Annotated in this window: 19 protein-coding genes and 2 pseudogenes; 16 read left to right on the forward strand and 5 right to left on the reverse strand. The window is 37.9% G+C overall.

From position 1 onward, the window contains the following. The first annotated feature begins 18 nt into the window (after positions 1-18). Positions 19-459, forward strand: a complete 441-nt coding sequence (locus tag DSM106972_RS15390; protein ID WP_186538513.1) for an Alr2735 family protein — start codon at positions 19-21, stop codon at positions 457-459. A gap of 33 nt (positions 460-492) precedes the next feature. Here DSM106972_RS15390 and DSM106972_RS15395 read toward each other — a convergent pair whose 3' ends face one another. Next, positions 493-789: a hypothetical protein gene (locus DSM106972_RS15395; protein ID WP_127081519.1), complete on the reverse strand. Its 297-nt coding sequence runs from the start codon at positions 787-789 to the stop codon at positions 493-495. A gap of 43 nt (positions 790-832) precedes the next feature. On the opposite strand from DSM106972_RS15395, the gene DSM106972_RS15400 reads away from it, so the two are divergent. Together DSM106972_RS15400 and DSM106972_RS15405 are read left to right on the forward strand one after the other, a co-directional pair. After that, positions 833-2,317, forward strand: coding sequence for a CIA30 family protein (locus tag DSM106972_RS15400; RefSeq protein ID WP_127081520.1), 1,485 nt, complete (start codon positions 833-835; stop codon positions 2,315-2,317). 146 nt (positions 2,318-2,463) lie between these two features. Further along, the gene (locus DSM106972_RS15405) at positions 2,464-2,799 is read left to right on the forward strand and encodes an excinuclease ATPase subunit (RefSeq protein ID WP_127081521.1); all 336 of its coding nucleotides are present in this window, start codon (positions 2,464-2,466) and stop codon (positions 2,797-2,799) included. Between the two features lie 29 nt (positions 2,800-2,828). Here the strand turns inward: DSM106972_RS15405 and DSM106972_RS15410 are convergent, their stop codons facing one another. Further along, positions 2,829-3,713: a LysR family transcriptional regulator gene (locus tag DSM106972_RS15410; RefSeq protein ID WP_127081522.1), complete on the reverse strand. Its 885-nt coding sequence runs from the start codon at positions 3,711-3,713 to the stop codon at positions 2,829-2,831. Between the two features lie 196 nt (positions 3,714-3,909). On the opposite strand from DSM106972_RS15410, the gene DSM106972_RS15415 reads away from it, so the two are divergent. The 3 genes from DSM106972_RS15415 to DSM106972_RS15425 are packed head-to-tail and all read left to right on the forward strand — an operon-like array spanning position 3,910 to position 5,938. Beyond that, entirely contained in the window at positions 3,910-4,650 is a 741-nt protein-coding gene (locus tag DSM106972_RS15415; RefSeq protein ID WP_127081523.1) for a class I SAM-dependent methyltransferase, read from the forward strand. Beyond that, positions 4,650-5,396 (forward strand): sulfite exporter TauE/SafE family protein, encoded by a 747-nt coding sequence (locus DSM106972_RS15420; protein ID WP_127081524.1) that lies wholly within the window; start codon positions 4,650-4,652, stop codon positions 5,394-5,396. Before DSM106972_RS15415 ends, DSM106972_RS15420 begins: the two co-directional genes overlap by 1 nt. Then, positions 5,393-5,938, forward strand: a complete 546-nt coding sequence (locus DSM106972_RS15425; protein WP_127081525.1) for a nucleotidyltransferase family protein — start codon at positions 5,393-5,395, stop codon at positions 5,936-5,938. Before DSM106972_RS15420 ends, DSM106972_RS15425 begins: the two co-directional genes overlap by 4 nt. A 102-nt stretch (positions 5,939-6,040) precedes the next feature. On the opposite strand, the gene DSM106972_RS15430 is transcribed toward DSM106972_RS15425, so the two are convergent. Together DSM106972_RS15430 and DSM106972_RS15435 are read right to left on the reverse strand one after the other, a co-directional pair. Then, positions 6,041-6,493, reverse strand: a complete 453-nt coding sequence (locus tag DSM106972_RS15430) for a PIN domain-containing protein (RefSeq protein ID WP_127081526.1) — start codon at positions 6,491-6,493, stop codon at positions 6,041-6,043. Further along, entirely contained in the window at positions 6,490-6,828 is a 339-nt protein-coding gene (locus DSM106972_RS15435) for a RelB antitoxin-like protein (RefSeq protein ID WP_201800729.1), read from the reverse strand. The genes DSM106972_RS15430 and DSM106972_RS15435 overlap by 4 nt, the downstream gene beginning before the upstream one ends. Before the next feature lie 156 nt (positions 6,829-6,984). On the opposite strand from DSM106972_RS15435, the gene DSM106972_RS15440 reads away from it, so the two are divergent. The 7 genes from DSM106972_RS15440 (at position 6,985) to DSM106972_RS15470 (ending at position 10,650) form a co-directional block, all read left to right on the forward strand. Next, a complete protein-coding gene (locus tag DSM106972_RS15440) occupies positions 6,985-7,299 on the forward strand; it encodes an ArsR/SmtB family transcription factor (protein WP_127081527.1) in 315 nt (104 codons plus the stop codon). Positions 7,300-7,326: 27 nt separating this feature from the next. Then, positions 7,327-7,788 (forward strand): SRPBCC domain-containing protein, encoded by a 462-nt coding sequence (locus tag DSM106972_RS15445; RefSeq protein ID WP_127081528.1) that lies wholly within the window; start codon positions 7,327-7,329, stop codon positions 7,786-7,788. A gap of 56 nt (positions 7,789-7,844) precedes the next feature. Continuing rightward, positions 7,845-8,456: an ATP-dependent Clp endopeptidase proteolytic subunit ClpP gene (gene clpP / locus DSM106972_RS15450; protein ID WP_127081529.1), complete on the forward strand. Its 612-nt coding sequence runs from the start codon at positions 7,845-7,847 to the stop codon at positions 8,454-8,456. Continuing rightward, positions 8,456-8,833 (forward strand): nuclear transport factor 2 family protein, encoded by a 378-nt coding sequence (locus tag DSM106972_RS15455; protein ID WP_127081530.1) that lies wholly within the window; start codon positions 8,456-8,458, stop codon positions 8,831-8,833. The genes clpP and DSM106972_RS15455 overlap by 1 nt, the downstream gene beginning before the upstream one ends. A 265-nt stretch (positions 8,834-9,098) precedes the next feature. Next, the gene (locus tag DSM106972_RS15460) at positions 9,099-9,380 is read left to right on the forward strand and encodes a type II toxin-antitoxin system TacA family antitoxin (RefSeq protein WP_127081531.1); all 282 of its coding nucleotides are present in this window, start codon (positions 9,099-9,101) and stop codon (positions 9,378-9,380) included. 32 nt (positions 9,381-9,412) lie between these two features. Beyond that, positions 9,413-9,928 (forward strand): GNAT family N-acetyltransferase, encoded by a 516-nt coding sequence (locus DSM106972_RS15465; protein ID WP_127081532.1) that lies wholly within the window; start codon positions 9,413-9,415, stop codon positions 9,926-9,928. Between the two features lie 302 nt (positions 9,929-10,230). Beyond that, complete coding sequence (locus tag DSM106972_RS15470; RefSeq protein WP_127081533.1) at positions 10,231-10,650, forward strand: hypothetical protein; 420 nt, start codon at positions 10,231-10,233, stop codon at positions 10,648-10,650. Positions 10,651-10,889: 239 nt separating this feature from the next. On the opposite strand, the pseudogene DSM106972_RS15475 reads toward DSM106972_RS15470, so the two are convergent. Then, positions 10,890-11,057, reverse strand: a pseudogene (locus DSM106972_RS15475) (transposase); the annotation flags it as partial. Positions 11,058-11,534: 477 nt separating this feature from the next. On the opposite strand from DSM106972_RS15475, the gene DSM106972_RS15480 reads away from it, so the two are divergent. The 3 genes and pseudogenes from DSM106972_RS15480 to DSM106972_RS15485 all read left to right on the forward strand — a co-directional run. Next, on the forward strand, positions 11,535-13,340 hold the full coding sequence (locus DSM106972_RS15480) for a GmrSD restriction endonuclease domain-containing protein (protein ID WP_127081534.1): 1,806 nt from the start codon (positions 11,535-11,537) through the stop codon (positions 13,338-13,340). A 205-nt stretch (positions 13,341-13,545) separates the two neighbouring features. After that, positions 13,546-13,971, forward strand: coding sequence for a hypothetical protein (locus DSM106972_RS52530; protein WP_201800730.1), 426 nt, complete (start codon positions 13,546-13,548; stop codon positions 13,969-13,971). A 30-nt stretch (positions 13,972-14,001) separates the two neighbouring features. Then, positions 14,002-15,465, forward strand: a pseudogene (locus DSM106972_RS15485) (AbiA family abortive infection protein); the annotation flags it as partial. Between the last annotated feature and the right edge of the window lie 226 nt (positions 15,466-15,691).

Consider the following 15,691-nt stretch of genomic DNA (forward strand, 5'->3'; position numbering starts at 1 on the left):
AACAAAAAAATCATTACTATGTTGGCACAAATACAAGGTTTCGGCATCACCAGTCCAGATGAACTAGCAATATCACCCGCACAGTTCATCGAGTTTATGAATAATGCTTCGGATTGCTTGCATCCAATAGGCGCCATATACACGTCCACCGTGCAGCTTCTGCGTTATTCATTCTGGCTTGCAGAGCAAAAAGCAACTTTACCCAGAAAAGAATATAAAGAATTATTAAGCGAGCTTGGTTGGGAAGGTGAAGAAAAAGCTTACCTAAAGGTAAAAGCAGCTTTTGATACCTTTACCCCATATGAACTAGCACAAGTTGAACCACGCACAATTTTTCAAATAGCTCTTAACTTCAAAAAATACCAGTCAGAAGGTGTTTATCAAGTAAAACATAATGGGTGTTTATTTTGGGAAGTTGTATACGACTATAGGATAGAAGAATTCTTTGCGCGATTATAAGGAGAAGCGCATATAAACAATATTAGGGCGCCTCTACTCCCATGTTGCGACCAAACGGAACGGGTCGGGAATTTCTCCTTGTGAGACAGGAAATTCTAATATGGTCTCGCGATGTCCCAGATACCCAGACTCGGTAAACGACATTAGCATTCGTCCTAACGCAAACCAAACTTCTTGTTCATATTCCCAGTCTCCATAGCGTGAAGCTTTACCAGCTATAGATTTTAGTGCCCAAAAATAACTGTTACGGACTACCGAACCACCTTTTTTGTATTCGGGCAAATCTTCTTTGTGCAAAAATAATAAGTCCTCTTCGATACGAGCGCGCATAAAATTGAATTAATAGGCTTTAGTTATTTTAGCTTTTAACATTATGAGCGACAAAAATCGGCAGCCGTGGGATTTAGGTAGATTTATTAAGACTCTTAGCTATTTTGAAGTTTTCCCTTTACTCAACTGGGTACAAAATCTATTTCAAGGTAGTTCCCAAGATACTCAAAGTAAGCTAGTTGGAGCTAAACAGGTGGGTGTAATACTAGTAGCAGGCGCCACGGGTGGTGTTGGTAAGCGGGTTGTGCGACGATTGAATCAACTTGGCTATCGTGTGCGGTGTTTAGTGCGCGATATTGAAAAAGCACGGTTAATTCTCGGTAACGAAGTTGAGATGGTTGTAGGAGATATTACCAACCCTGAAACTTTAACACCGCTGGTAATGGCGAATATTCAAGGTGTGATTTGTTGTACTGCTGTACGTGTGCAACCAAAAGAAGGAGATACTGCCGACCGTGCGAAGTATAATCAAGGCATTAAATTTTACATGCCAGAAATAGTTGGTGATACACCTGAAAACGTTGAATACAAAGGTGTGAAAAATTTAGTTGAGGCAGCAGCAAAATACTTACCAAAGGCTTCGGTCAAAACTATATTTGATTTTACCCAACATCAAGAAAATTTAAAAAACGTTTGGGGCGCCTTAGATGATGTGGTGATGGGTGGAGTTAGCCAAAGTAATATAATATTGACTGGCGAAACAGCTTTATTTACAGGAAATGTATCTACAGACAATTCGGGTGGTTTCGCTTCTGTACGCACCAAGAACTTTGACCCAGCTATAAATTTATCGGGTTATGAAGGTGTGAAACTGCGAGTCAAAGGAGACGGTAAGCGATATAAACTATTTTTGCGTAGTGACTCTGCTTGGGATGGTGTTGGTTATAGTCACTCTTTTGATACGGTAGATGGCGCCTGGATAGACATTCGTGTACCCTTTGCTGATTTAATTCCTGTATTTCGTGCCAAAGTAGTTAGAGACCGTCCTCCTGTTAATATTGCTCAAATTCGCTCGTTTCAATTAATGTTGAGTAAATTTGAATACGACGGTAATTTGAATCCTTACTTTTCACCAGGTAGTTTTTCGTTAGAAGTCGAAACAATAAAAGCTTATGGTGGAAGTCCTTTACCAGGGTTTGTATTAGTAAGTTCCGCAGGAGTTACACGTCCGGGAAGACCAGGTATAAATTTAGAAGAAGAACCACCAGCAGTACGGTTAAATGACCAATTAGGAGGTATTCTTACTTGGAAACTAAAAGGTGAAGATAGCGTTAGAGCAAGCGGTGTAAATTATACAATTATTCGTCCCTGTGCGTTGACAGAAGAAGTAGGTGGGAAACAATTAGTATTTGAACAGGGTGATAATATTAGAGGTAAAATCAGCCGAGATGATGTTGCCGAGATTTGTGTACAAGCACTTCAGTATGATAAAGCTTGTAATGTGACATTCGAGGTTAAGGCAACCGAGGATAAAGCTGATTATATAGATTGGCAACAACTATTCGCTTCGGTACAAAGGGATAATTAATGGCAACGGATGTAACGGATGAGCTATTGTTACAAACAAAAGCTAGTTATTTAAAATCAACTATCCGTTACATCCGTTCATCATCCGTTGCGAAAATCTCTGTTCGTAAATCCAATTGAGAACATTTACCTATTTTTACTTTCATTATGTCTCAAATGGATAAGGAATTACTAGAGCTTCAGCTTCTTGGCATTAAACCTGTACATTTTGCTGATTTAGTACGCACGGCACAATTAATGTATAATCCTGCTAGCTGTATGTCGGGTATTGATATAGAGGTTGACTGGGAAGAACTGGGTGTTCCAAATGATGTGTTAGAAAATTTGCGAGTACTTGGTTATGAATACCGATATGCTTTACCAGATGTGGCGCCGTCCATTGTTTGGAGTAAGCTAAAGCCAGAAACGCGCGTTTGGTTTGTTGCGAATAAAGATGAGTTGTGGAAGTTTGAGGAATATTTTCCTGCACTTGATGAGGATTGATCCCCCCAACCCCCCTCGATTTCGGGGGGCTAAGAGTGTGTTTTAGATAATATTATTTCTAGGAATTTTTGAACAGTTGGGGATGTGTCGTTTCGGCGCCAAATAATATTAATAGTCACTTCAGTAACAAACTCTTCAATAGGTTTATAAATAACACCTGTACGTTGTAGGTGCTGAAGTGATGAGGGTACAATTGCTATACCCATTTGTGCAGCAACTAAGCTGACGATTGTTTGCATTTGAATAGCTTCTTGTGTGACGTTTGGGTAAAAGCCAGCTTGTTGGCATAAACTAATCATTGCATCGTGAAGACCAGGAGAAAATGTTCGAGGAAATAATATAAAATCATCGTTACTAAGAGATTTGATTGAGACACTCGTTTCTTTGGCTAATCGATGTCCTTCTGGTAACGCGACAATAAGAAGCTCTTTATATACGGTTTCGGTAGCAAATAAAGGTTCTTCAATTGGAGGACGCACAAAACCAATATCTATTTTACCTTCGCGTAAATGGCGCCATTGTTCGTCAGTTGTAAGTTCATGCAGTTCTAACTTGACTCCTGGAACTTCAGCACGGAATTTACGCAAAATCTCTGGTAACACATTATATGCAGTCGAACTTACAAACCCAATTACCAATTGTCCTGCTTCACCACGACTAGTTTGGCGCCCTGTTTGTACAGCTTGTTCGAGTTGCTTAAATATTTTCTGAACTTCCAATAAAAACGCTTCTCCAGCTTCAGTTAACTGTACTACTCGTTTAGTACGATGGAATAACTGGAAACCAAGTTCATCTTCTAGTTGTCGAATTTGCTGACTCAGAGGAGGTTGAGCTATATGTAACCGTTCAGCAGCGCGTCCAAAGTGTAATTCTTCTGCCAAGGTCACAAAATAACGTAGATGTCGCAGTTCCATTTAATAAGTTAGGAGTTAGGAGTTAGGAGTTAGGAGTTAGGAGTTAGGAGTTAATGAATGGAAGATTAGCGTTAGTAATATTTTTTATATATTAATAAACAGTGAAAAATATATTGGACATTAATTTATATATTACCTACTCTTGTAGATACAAGCAGCGTCTACGGCGCCACATAGAAATATAGGAATTAAATTTATGCTTCAAAATACTTGGAACCCAACCCTTTACGAGGGTAAACATGCGTTTGTCTGGCAATATGGTGAAGATTTACTCAACTTACTGTCCCCGCAATCTGGGGAAAGAATTTTAGATGTTGGCTGCGGTACAGGGCAACTCACTGCAAAAATAGCAGATACAGGCGCCATAGTAACAGGAATAGACGCTGATGCAGCAATGGTGGAAAAAGCAAAGCTGAATTATCCGAATTTAGAATTCACAGTAGCAGACGCGCGCTCATTCCAATTTGATACAGAATTTGATGCCGTATTTTCAAATGCGACGTTGCATTGGATACCAGAAGCAGAAGCAGTAATAAGTTCTATTTACCGTGCTTTAAAGCCTGGAGGTCGCTTTATTGCAGAATTTGGTGGTAAAGGTAACGTCAAATTAATTACAGATGCCCTCTACCAAGCCTTAGAAATTAAATCCCCATCATCTTGGTACTTTCCCAGCATTGGAGAATATACGACTCTATTAGAAAAGCAGGGTTTTGATGTTACCTATGCAGTACTATTCAACCGTCCAACACCTTTACCTGATGGAGAAGCAGGTTTAAGAAATTGGTTGATGATGTTCGCAAGTAGATTTTTGGCTAACTCTACACAGCAAGAAGTAATCAAAACAGTAGAAGAACAACTTAAACCTATTTTATATAAAAACGGTACTTGGACGGCTGATTATAGGCGCCTGCGAATTATTGCTATGAGGGAAAGTTAATGCTATCTAATTTATTCTTATTTATCGTAGCTGTAATAGCAGGCGCCATGAATGGTGTTGCAGGTGGAGGAGGGTTAATTGCATTTCCAGCATTAATGTTCGTTGGAATTCCACCAATACCAGCAAATGCGACGAACACAGCAGCAATGTGGGTGGGAACTGCTGCTTCGACATTTGCTTACCGTCAAGATATGTCAATTCGTCGGTGGGAATTTTTCACACTGACTGTAGCAAGCGTTTTAGGAGGAACTATTGGTTCATATATACTGTTAAATACTCCCTCTAAAAGCTTTGCTGGTTTAATTCCATATTTAATGCTAACTGCCACATTACTATTTGCATTTGGTAAGCGAATTAATAGCTGGTTGCAAAATCGTTTTAAATTACCAATGTGGTTAGTAATTATCTTTCAATTCCTGATTGCTATATATGGAGGTTTTTTTGGTGGCGGTGGTGGTATTGTTATACTAGCTATTTTAGAAATGATGGGTGTTAAAAGTATTCATACGATGAATGCTGTAAAAAGCTGGCTAGCAACAACTTTAAACGCTTGCGCTTTACTTTATTTTATGAAAGCAGGCATTATTGTGTGGTCAAGTGCGATTTTGATGGCAGTTGGTGCTTTAATTGGTGGATATAGCAGTGCTTTCTTCGCGCGTAAGGTCAGTTCAGTATGGGTACGTAATTTTATTACGTGTATTGGAGTTTCCATAACTAGCTACTTCTTTTTATTTCCAGCAAAATGACATTAAACCAAGCACAGCTAAAAGAAATACTTCTGAATTCTCCTGTTAGTGAAGTATTGCCAGCTATCGCAGAACTTCAACTTCCTAACTGGTGGTTAGCAGGTGGCGCCGTTCGTAATACAGTTTGGCGCTTTCTATTTGGTGATGATTGTAAATTAGTTATTAAAGACTTTGATATTGCTTTCTTTGATGATAAAGGAGAACGTTCTCAAGAACTTGGCGCCAAAGAAGCTTTAGCAAACCAATTTCCTAACTATATATTTGATGTAAAAAATCAGGCTAGCTTTGCAAGGTGGCGTAATGGGCGCCAGACTTTTGAGAGTACAGAAGATGGTATTAGTAAGTGGTTACATACTGCTACTGCGGTAGGGGTGCGAGTGGATAGTGAGGGGGAATGGGAATTTTTTACACCTTATGGGCTAGATGATTTGTTTAATGGTGTAATTCGTCCGACTCCTATACATATGAATAATGTTGATGCAAGTAATAAGGCTGCTAGTTTTTTAGAAAAATGTCCAGCTTTAAAAAATATTGTCTTGTAGCACAGGCTTCTAGCCTGTGCAGTCACAAAACAGTATATAAAATTTTTTACCACAGAGACACGTAGAGACGCGATTTATAGCGTCTCTACAGAGGGATATTTATTAAATAGCCCGCCATTCCTGAGCATCTATGAACTGTGATAGATGACCTACGTTAGTTGTTGCAATTACCACTTTATACCCTTCATTTTCTAGTAATATTGCTTGTGCGGCTAAAATTACATCACCATCTAATGCCGAAGGTTCTGCTGTTGGTCTTCCTCTAAGTCTTGCTTCTGCCCATAACTGAGCGGCTAAAAGCATTGTTTCTGTTGTGAGTGAAAGGTATGGAATTTGTAACTTCAGTCTATCTAGGCGCCTAATACTTTTTATTTTACCAACACGTAATAATTCACGTCTAACCTCATAATCAGTAATTTCAGGGAGCATAACTGTATAATTTTTCTGTGGCAAAGTATTGAACCACAATTTACATTCCTGAACTTCTATGGAAGATGCTTTTGGATTTGTCACCATTCCCAAAGGCCCGGAGTCGAGCAATACAACTTGACTCATGGGAATAATGGTCTATTAGAAAGACGATCTTCATCTAACGCTTTACGAAGAAATTCCCAAGTTTCTGTTTGTTCTTGTTCATCGTCATCTTCTTCTTCCCACTCTTGCATTAACTGGCTCAAAGCCTCATGTTGCTTCACAGGGTCAAATTTTTCAAGTTCTTCCTGACTAAGTAGGCTTTTCGCTGAGGTTTTTATGGCTGTTTGGGTTAACCCTCTAACCTCTAGTGCTTTAAGTAAATGTTGATAATCGTTAAAATCTATTACTACCTTACGAATATTCCCTTGAGTATCGGTAATCAGTTCTTGGGCAAATGGATATTTATCTGCTTGCATAAAAGCTACACTTTTAAATTATTAGTACAAAGATAGCATAAATTCGATTCTTCTAGGTGAAACTGACGGACAGTCGGGGTTGACAGCGCTCAGGTAACAAACAAATACTTTGGATTTGATTAAATCGCTTGACATGCAACTAAAAGGTTGCATATAATGAGAAACATGGATGCAGTGTTTAAAGCCCTTGCCGATCCGAGTCGGAGAAAGTTGCTCGACCAGTTGTATGCCCATAATGGACAAACATTAAACGAACTGTGCGAATACCTTGACATGACGCGGCAAGCCGTGACAAAACATCTGACGCTACTAGAGGCCGCAAATCTGGTTGTCGTCGTCTGGCATGGCCGAGAAAAACTGCATTACCTTAACGCAGTACCGATTCAGGAGATTTACGATCGCTGGCTGAGTAAATACGAACGCCCTCAACTAGATGCATTGAGTCAATTAAAGCGAAATCTCGAAGGTTGACAACTAGAAACACCAAGGAGACTAAACATGAATAAACCCACCTTCGTTTACGTGACCTATATTGCGACCACGCTCGAACAACTTTGGGAAGCAATCGTCAGTGAAGAATTCACCCAGCAGTATTGGTCTGGCGGGCAACTTGAGTCTGACTGGCAGGTGGGTTCATTCGTGCAGCATATCAACCAGGACGGCGAGACCGAAAGCATTGGGGAAGTATTGGAATCCCAGGCGCCGCAACTACTTTCTTATACCTTTGGCTCATCCAATGTAACTGGAACTGCGCCATGTCACGTCCGCTTCAAGCTGGAGCAGTACGGGCCTAGAGTGAAGCTAACGCTAATTCAAACGGCTCTTGATGTTCAAAGCAGCATGAACCATGAGCTACAGATGGAAGAAGAGCGTATCCTACCTCAAGCGCCTGTTAGAAATCGAAGATGTATTGGCATTAGTAGCTTAAAATTCTGTCGCAAACTGGTAATGGGCAATTAATAATCGATTAAAAGTTCCATTACCCAATCGTCCACTTCATTGGAGAACTCCACATTATGATTCCTACCGTAATTGAACAATCGAGTCGGGGTGAAAGAGCCTTCGACATTTACTCTCGCTTACTGCGAGAACGGATTATTTTTTTAGCAGAAGCCATCGACTCGGATACGGCTAACCGAATTGTGGCGCAAATGCTGTTTTTAGAAGCAGAAGACCCCCAAAAGGATATTTATCTGTACATCAATTCTCCTGGTGGTTCTGTGGTAGCAGGTTTAGGCATTTATGACACGATGAACCATATTCGTCCAGATGTTTGCACGATTTGCTATGGCATGGCAGCTAGTATGGGCGCCTTTTTGCTCGGTGCGGGTGCTAAAGGCAAGCGCAGCAGTTTACCGAGTTCGCGGATTATGATTCACCAGCCTTCCGGTGGAGCGCAGGGGCAGGCAGTGGATATCGAGATTCAAGCCAAGGAAATTATCTACCTGAAACGGCAGATCAATGAGCGGATGGCTAACTATACGGGGAAATCTCATGAGCAAATTGAGCTTGACACCGACCGAGACTTCTTTATGTCGGCACAAGAGGCAGTGGAGTATGGCTTGGTAGATCGGGTCATCGAGCGCCCAACTCTGACGATTCATCCCGAACTAATAGCGACAAGATAATGGATAATCAAATTGAGCATCAAATCATCGAGGCAGAAGAAAAGCTCAGGCTGGCAATGCTTAACTCTGATGTGAAAGCACTAGATGAACTGCTATCATCTCGATTAATTTTTACAAACCACCAGGGACATTTGGTAAGTAAAGAGGAGGATTTAGCTGGTCACAAATCGGGCGCCCTTAAACTCAACTCGTTGTTAGCTTCCGAGCAGCATATTTTATTAACAGGTGATGTAGCGATAGTCTCAGTAAAAATGCAACTATCGGGCAGCTACAATGACACACCTACAAATGGCATTTTTCGTTTTACCAGGGTTTGGTCTCATTCTGGGGAAGGAACTTGGCAGATTATAGCTGGGCATTCAGGTATAGTGTCCTAGCGCCTCTTTTCAAAACGATGCTGTTGGGATCGCGAGCTATGTTCGATTGGTTAGAGTAGTCCAAGAAATAAATTATCCCGTAGGGTAGGCGTCTCGCCTGTCCTACAATATTTTATGGGCAGGCGAGATGCCTACCTTACAATAGTCTTGTTTAACTTCCGTTAGGGAAAAATGGGCTTCTGGGTGCGACCGCATTTAAATAGATTGCAGTTTTAACTAATTGGGTGTACATTGGGAATACAGAGAGAACTATAGGAGGAAAATCATGTTTGAGGCAGCAGCGGCTACGCCAAAAGAAACGCGGCTTTCCATTCGCGCAACGGAGCAGGAAAAGGCAATACTGGCAGAAGCGGCACGAGTCCAGCACACGAATGTAAGCAAGTTTGTCCTGCAAGCATCGCTTGATGCTGCAAATGCTATTCTTATGTATCAAACAGAGTTTTCTTTGCCGCCCGACCAGTGGGAAGCGTTCTGTGAACGTCTTGACGCGCCGCCGAAAGTCATTCCAGAATTAGAGCGGCTTTTTAGCGAATCAGAACCGTTCTAATGTAAGGAATGTAAGAAACTGGAATTGTTTTAATGCAAAGTGAGCCTTTAAATGAGCCTATTCTGCTTGCCAAAAGTCATATCATTGCGGATTTTGATTGTGGCAAACTGCCACTTAATGATTTCCTGATTAAATATGCTTTGCAAAATCAGGCAAGCGGGGGAGCCAGAACCTATGTCCTGACTTGCGCCGAGCGCGTCATTGGCTATTACAGTCTTGCTCCGGCATCCGTATCGCCGGACGATGTGCCTGCTCGCGTCATGAAAGGGCAGGGGCGTTATCCCGTCCCGGTTATCCTTATGGCGCGGTTTGCCATAGACAAAGGTGAACAGGGAAAAGGCTTAGGTAAAGCCATGTTCCGCAACGCACTACGCCGCTCTCTGGCGGGGGCTGAAACTATTGGCGGTCGAGCTTTTCTTGTCCATGCTAAAGACGACGAAGCCCGCGCGTTTTACCTCAAATTCGGCATGGAAGAATCTCCAACCAATCGCCTGCACTTGCTTTTGCTTTTCAAAGATATTCGACAATCACTTGAAGCCGCAGGTTAAGTTTTCAACGCAGAAATTTTGATTTCTGCGATGTGCTAATTTTGAATCTATTTAAAGCGTGCCCACTCACCGCTACTTAAATCTCGTAGCGGAGGTAAATCTAAGAGGGTATTTATAAAGTAAATCTTAAGAACAGTGAGCAGTAATTTTGTACGAGACATAATCAAGCACACTCAGTAGCGCATTATTGGGGAAAAAACCGACAGTTTTATTTTGACGCTTTAAAAAAAAGATTAAAATCTTGGATAGTAAAAAGGTTACAGCTATTATGATTATGTAACATAATCATGTGGATGTATCCAATGAGTAAAGCGAAAAAAACTAAAAAATCTAAGTCTGACTGGGGAGGATATAGACTGAATGCAGGCAGGAAAGCAACTTGGAATAATGAAGAAACTTGCACTATTCGTATTCCCAAAGCTTTGTCCAACGAAATTTTAAGGTTTGCGCGAGCTTTGGATTCAGGGGAGATAATTGAATTTGTAACAGAATCAAATTGGTCTGAAGACGAAAATCATGATTACGTAACAGATTCAAATTTTAATTATCAGCAAAGCATTTCAGGCAACTTTGATTTTGCAACAGAATCAAAATTAGAAAATGTAAATGCGTCTACCGTTTTTGATGAGATTGAAAGCTACCTCAACAATCTTGATAATGTAACAGAATCAAATGCACGATGGATACCAATGCCAGATTTTGATGAAGCAATACAGATATAGCAGTCCTACATGATTTGTAAAAATTATAACCCTGTAGAGACGCGATTAATCGCGTCTCTACGACGTGCGGATTTACCTTCGGTACACTTCGTGAACACAAATGATTTAGGATTGCTATAGCAAGAAAAATAGTCAAACAAAAAAAGTGCGCCCGCATATCCGTGGCACGACTGATATCCAAGTTATATTCAGTACAAGTAAATGCTAATGCCTTAAAACCATATAGGGAGGAGTAACATTTAACACACAAGACTATTTAACATTAATCTAACCATTGCGGCATATATTATTGCTTCGCTTACTTGTGGCAACAACTCATAATCTTTACTCAAACGGCGGTAACGCCCTAGCCAACCAAAAGTCCTTTCAACTACCCATCGCCTTGGCAGTATTTTAAACCCAGCTTCGTTACGTTATGGAGTATATTACGAGACCATCACTCTGTTACTTCCCGCCTTAAGATTTACTTTATAAATACCCTCTAAAGGTGAGTTTCCTTGTGTCGCGCTTTTTCAAAACACCGTGTGTTGGCAACTCGTTCTATTTCGATGACTGTATAAAGGCATTTGCTACAAGCAATTTAACATCTTCAGACATTATAAAACCTTAATCGTGCATAGTCTTCTTGTATCATCTCAAAAACATTCATAATTTCGGCGCCTGCTTGATCTATAGTTTGTCCCCAAGCATGACAACGAGGAATTGCTGGAAGGTATTCTCCTATACCCTTTTATGTGAATGCGACAGTTCTATATTCTTAGAACAGCCTTTGGCATCATCACCGTATAGAAATACTATAAGACAAAAATCTTAACATTGTGCGTATTAAATATTACTATTGTATTTAGTACAATTGGGGTTGACAAATATAATTTTAATTACATATGAGTATTACACCTCGCGGGATGAGTGTTACAGAAGCTTACCGACTCTACCGTTCAGGCAGTTTATTAGTCAATAGAAAGTATCAAAGAAAGCTTGTTTGGACAGTCTCAGAGAAAGAAAGGCTAATTGGTAGCATTTTAAAAGGGTATCCAATTCCACTGATTTTACTTGCAGAACGTCCTCAAATATATGGCAGTGGTAAGTATGAAATCATTGATGGAATGCAACGCCTTAATGCAATTTTTAGTTTTATAGAAAATTGTTTTAGCTTTGATAATAAATATTTTAATCTTGATGAGTTTTCCTACGCCAAACAATTAGTAAGTGATCGAGTAATTCAACCTGAAATAAATAAAGAAGATATAGAAAAGCAAAAAATAATTTTTATGTCAGGTAAAGAGTGTGCTGATGTATTAGATTATCAGCTTGCAGTGACAGTGTATACTGCAATGGGAGAAGAAGATATAACAGAAGTGTTTGGTCGCATTAATTCTAGTGGTAAACACCTAAGTAGCCAAGAAAAAAGACAAGCAGGCATAACAACAGCGTTTGCAGAATTAGTACGGTCAATCTCTATGGAATTGCGTGGTGATGTATCTGACAAAGTATTACGCCTTATAGATATGCCTGAAATCAGTATTGATTCACAAAAAAGTAACCAAAATTATAAAATCAAAGCTGAAGATACTATTTGGTGTAAGCAAGGCGCCTTAACAGTAAAACAACTTCGAGAAAGCGAAGATGAACAAATGACAGCTGATATTGCTGCTTCTATCTTGCTTAATGAACCTTTACCTGTAAGTACAGAGCGTTTGGATAGTTTGTATGATAAAGATAATAAATACTTTCATGTTTTGGAAACGGCTTTAGCTACTTACGGTTCAAAAAAATTGACTCATGATATTATTACAACATTCGCTGTAATGCGTGAAACTATTGAAGCTTGTAGCTCAGACACAAAACGTTTATCACGTATAGTTAATCCATCTAGTAATAACCCCATCCGAACAGCTTTTTACACTATTTTCATGGCATTTTTCGACCTAATTATCCGTAGAGAACTTTCTCCAGCCGACCCAGATGGTATTATTAATGCTTTACGAGGGCTTCAAAAAACACTTGACTTAAGTAGTCATTATACCACAACAGATGATCGAAAGAAAAACATTAGAAGAACTATAGGTTTAATTCAAGATTGTTTTGCTAAAAAAGAACCTTCTGCACTAGGGCATGGTGCCGAGCTTGTACTTGACTTAGAAAATTCTCTACGTCGTTCTCGTATAGAAACTTCAAGATATGAATGTAAACAAGGCTTACTTGATTTATCATTGAAAAGAGAGCTAAATAAAGATTTACTGACAAGGCTTACCGAAACTATATGTGGAATAGCCAATTTAGGGTCAGATAGTGATGGATATATTCATATTGGAGTAACAGACTGCGAGAAACATGCTCGTAGAATCGAAGAGTTAGATAAAATTATACCAATTGAAGTAAATGGAAGATATATTGTTGGAATTGATAGAGAAGCAAAATTGCAAAATAAAAGCATAGAAGAATATATTAAGCTAATCACTAATACAATTCAAAACTCTGCCTTAACAGAGCCACTAAAAACCCAGGTGCTAGCTAAATTCGATACCATTTCGTACAAACCTAAAAGTTATTCAGTAATTAGGATTACTATACCTGCTCAAAAAGATGTTTCATTTCTTGGTGATAAAGTTTTTACAAGAAAAGATTCATCAACAGTAGAAGTAGTGGGGAGAGAATTACTGGCAGTCTCCAAGCTTTTTCAAAAATAATGAATCAAACTTCTTTAGTCGCTTGGACTCTATTATGATTAATTAAGTCATCTAACTCTTAATACTATATTTATTAACAGTTTTTATTAGTTCAATTTGTTTATTTGCTCTAATGGATAGCATCAAATTTATCCTACATCAATTTATATAACTTTTATACATTTTTAATTTTGCCACTTTGTAACCAACGTCAAGATTTATATTTATGAAAAACAATACATTATCACTACTTAATTTTATAGATTTCACTTTATGGCAAGAAGCAAAAAAATTACTTGATTTTCAAATTAATCAAATGGATAAAAATAAGCACTATTTGACGCTCAGTATGTTTTACTATCAACGTATTTCTCATTTAACAAATATAGTTAATACTCAAGAATATTTTGATAAACGAGTTGCTAATGCCCTATTTTATGCCCTAGAGCGTGAGTTTGCTTTTTACGATTATGTTGTTCCAAAATCTTACCTGGGGCTAAGGAATCAAAAATTTCTTACTTATCCTTTAAGAGTTTTGTATTACTCAATAGGTCTTTACTTACTCAAGCTGTCCCAAGATTTTTTACAAACATATATTGCTAAAAACAAACGCTTAAAATGCTACTATGGTGGTAATTTACTCTTTAATTAAAATTCTTTAACAGTAAAGCATGAGACTACATTCTATAAAAATTACTATAAAGACTTTAAAAAACAAATTAGAAAACAAATTACTAATAGCCCTGAAGATAAGCTTGTAATTAAGCTTGATATAGAAAATTTTTTTGATAATATTTCTATCTCTATTCTACTTGAGAATCTTGATAAATTCATAAAACCAAGTATTAAAGAGGAGTTAAATTTTACAACATCTACTCAAGAAAATTTAAAGTTTTTCTATAATTATTTATCGCATAATCAAGGTGGAATTCCGCAAGCTGATAATGATATAATTTCTAGCTTTACTGGTTACTTGTATTTAACTTTTAGTGATTTACTAATAGACTCAGAAATACTTACATATAAAGAATTTATAAATGAGCATATAATAATTCGCTACGTTGATGATATATTCATAGTTGTGAGTTTTTGTAATGAAGCAACTCAATTACAAAGAGAAAAAATTATATATTCATTAACTTCACAAATTTCAGATTTGCTATACTCTCATTTGAAACTTAAATTAAATAAAAAAACAAAACTTTATTGGCTTGGAAATAAACATGATAAAGAAGCTATATTAAAAGATTTGAAAAAAGTTTCACCAGAATACCATCTTAATGACGAAGAAAACGATGAAACTCCAGAAAATAAATTAGCTAATATTTTTCATGAACTCCAAAAACTTAAAAATTCAAGTATCGACTTTTCCATTTACTCAGATGGAACGATTGAAGCAGATATTTTAAGAGAAATTTACGAAAAATCTGTAAATCAGCTTTTATCAAAGGAAGAAAATATAATACAAATCGAAGCTACATTCAATGAGTTTAACTTTGATTTAGTTAATGTTATGCCCCGTGAAATTATTTTAATAATATCTAAAAGCAAGAAGGTTTTACAAGAATTTGTTAATTTTTTAGACTCAAAGATCAAACTATCGACTAGAGATGCTTATTTAATATTAACATTACTATGTCAACATGAATTTCAATACACCCACTTATTTAGTAGAATCAAAACTATCGATAGTTTTAAGCACATCTTCAATGCTTTTGAGGAAATCTTTATATTCTCAGAAAAGCCAGGATACTTTCAATTATCATATGAGGAAGTTGTTTTGATAACACAATATTCAAATGTAATAGAGCAAATACGCTTACGTATATTTAATGAAAAAATATACTCTTATTCAGTAGGATTAAATCACTTATTAAATGAAATTCATGCAGTATGTATGTGTTTTGATACAATTAAGCAAAAAACAAAATATGAAGCAGACGATGTTGTTGATTTCTTAACGTCTAAAGCTATACCTCACGAAATTTGTATATCTATTCGTAATCTTTTTGATAGAAGAAATAGAAATACTGTATCTCATCCTAGCATATCAGACAAAATTGCATGGGGAGTTACTAAAGAAGAGTATGTAGAATATCGTGAAGTTGTAGGAAAATGTTTGAAATTAATACTATCTTTCCCGTAATAAGTATATTATTTATGAGTAGAAAATTTTATTTTGTCTAGTCCTTTTAAACGGACTTTTGCTATTAGCTTGGGGTTTGCAACCCTAAGCGGTTATGAACGAAGCGAGTAAACGTTATCAAGCATCAAAGATTAAAAGGGAAACCAAAAAGCAAATTGTGTATCTTGTGGGGTATGCGCCTCTGCAAGCCCTTTAAAACTTGGGGCGGGCAGGGATGCCCGCTCCA

This window comes from Dulcicalothrix desertica PCC 7102 (assembly GCF_003991905.1).
GTDB lineage: Bacteria > Cyanobacteriota > Cyanobacteriia > Cyanobacteriales > Nostocaceae > Dulcicalothrix > Dulcicalothrix desertica.

Bases quoted from the DNA above. Each gene is read 5' to 3' on its own strand.
- DSM106972_RS15410 (WP_127081522.1), bottom strand. From the start codon at position 3,713: ATGGAACTGCGACATCTACGTTATTTTGTGACCTTGGCAGAAGAATTA.
- DSM106972_RS15480 (WP_127081534.1), top strand. From the start codon at position 11,535: ATGAGTATTACACCTCGCGGGATGAGTGTTACAGAAGCTTACCGACTC.
- DSM106972_RS15395 (WP_127081519.1), bottom strand. From the start codon at position 789: ATGCGCGCTCGTATCGAAGAGGACTTATTATTTTTGCACAAAGAAGAT.
- DSM106972_RS15470 (WP_127081533.1), top strand. From the start codon at position 10,231: ATGAGTAAAGCGAAAAAAACTAAAAAATCTAAGTCTGACTGGGGAGGA.
- DSM106972_RS15390 (WP_186538513.1), top strand. From the start codon at position 19: ATGTTGGCACAAATACAAGGTTTCGGCATCACCAGTCCAGATGAACTA.
- DSM106972_RS15415 (WP_127081523.1), top strand. From the start codon at position 3,910: ATGCTTCAAAATACTTGGAACCCAACCCTTTACGAGGGTAAACATGCG.
- DSM106972_RS15405 (WP_127081521.1), top strand. From the start codon at position 2,464: ATGTCTCAAATGGATAAGGAATTACTAGAGCTTCAGCTTCTTGGCATT.
- DSM106972_RS15465 (WP_127081532.1), top strand. From the start codon at position 9,413: ATGCAAAGTGAGCCTTTAAATGAGCCTATTCTGCTTGCCAAAAGTCAT.
- DSM106972_RS15430 (WP_127081526.1), bottom strand. From the start codon at position 6,493: ATGAGTCAAGTTGTATTGCTCGACTCCGGGCCTTTGGGAATGGTGACA.
- clpP (WP_127081529.1), top strand. From the start codon at position 7,845: ATGATTCCTACCGTAATTGAACAATCGAGTCGGGGTGAAAGAGCCTTC.
- DSM106972_RS15460 (WP_127081531.1), top strand. From the start codon at position 9,099: ATGTTTGAGGCAGCAGCGGCTACGCCAAAAGAAACGCGGCTTTCCATT.
- DSM106972_RS15440 (WP_127081527.1), top strand. From the start codon at position 6,985: ATGAGAAACATGGATGCAGTGTTTAAAGCCCTTGCCGATCCGAGTCGG.
- DSM106972_RS52530 (WP_201800730.1), top strand. From the start codon at position 13,546: ATGAAAAACAATACATTATCACTACTTAATTTTATAGATTTCACTTTA.
- DSM106972_RS15455 (WP_127081530.1), top strand. From the start codon at position 8,456: ATGGATAATCAAATTGAGCATCAAATCATCGAGGCAGAAGAAAAGCTC.
- DSM106972_RS15400 (WP_127081520.1), top strand. From the start codon at position 833: ATGAGCGACAAAAATCGGCAGCCGTGGGATTTAGGTAGATTTATTAAG.
- DSM106972_RS15445 (WP_127081528.1), top strand. From the start codon at position 7,327: ATGAATAAACCCACCTTCGTTTACGTGACCTATATTGCGACCACGCTC.
- DSM106972_RS15435 (WP_201800729.1), bottom strand. From the start codon at position 6,828: ATGCAAGCAGATAAATATCCATTTGCCCAAGAACTGATTACCGATACT.
- DSM106972_RS15425 (WP_127081525.1), top strand. From the start codon at position 5,393: ATGACATTAAACCAAGCACAGCTAAAAGAAATACTTCTGAATTCTCCT.
- DSM106972_RS15420 (WP_127081524.1), top strand. From the start codon at position 4,650: ATGCTATCTAATTTATTCTTATTTATCGTAGCTGTAATAGCAGGCGCC.